The sequence below is a fragment of the Psychroflexus longus genome (genome assembly GCF_020164595.1).
GTDB classification, from domain to species: domain Bacteria; phylum Bacteroidota; class Bacteroidia; order Flavobacteriales; family Flavobacteriaceae; genus Psychroflexus; species Psychroflexus longus.
In genome coordinates this window covers 1-288 of sequence record NZ_JAIQZE010000031.1, presented here as the reverse complement: position 1 = coordinate 288, position 288 = coordinate 1, and the positions used below count along the sequence as shown (strand labels likewise).

At 62.8% G+C, this 288-nt stretch carries 1 protein-coding gene; it reads left to right on the top strand.

What is annotated here, in order from left to right; all coding sequences use genetic code 11:
* Positions 1–288, top strand: a 288-nt coding sequence (locus LB452_RS13445; protein WP_224462249.1) for a hypothetical protein, incomplete at both ends; no start/stop codon positions are given.

The following is a 288-nucleotide window of genomic DNA, read 5'->3' as shown; positions in this document are numbered from 1 at the left end:
AACTGTTGCCGGAGAGCATTTCGCCGGGCGCAAAGACGCGCATCGTTGGCGAGATTTACCGCGATTTGGATTCGACGCTGCGCGGGAATTCGCAACTTGGCAAGCAGCTTCGCGATGCGTTTGCGGCGGCTGCGAAGGACGGGGCGAATCCGGGCGGCGATGCACGCGTACATCAGCAGGCCATTGTTGCGCTGATGACAGGACGCGCGCGGCAGGCGCTGCCCGCTATTGCGAAGCGGGTGATAAATGAATGGACGCACAGCGTGGTCGCGGGGAATCGCGAGAGGC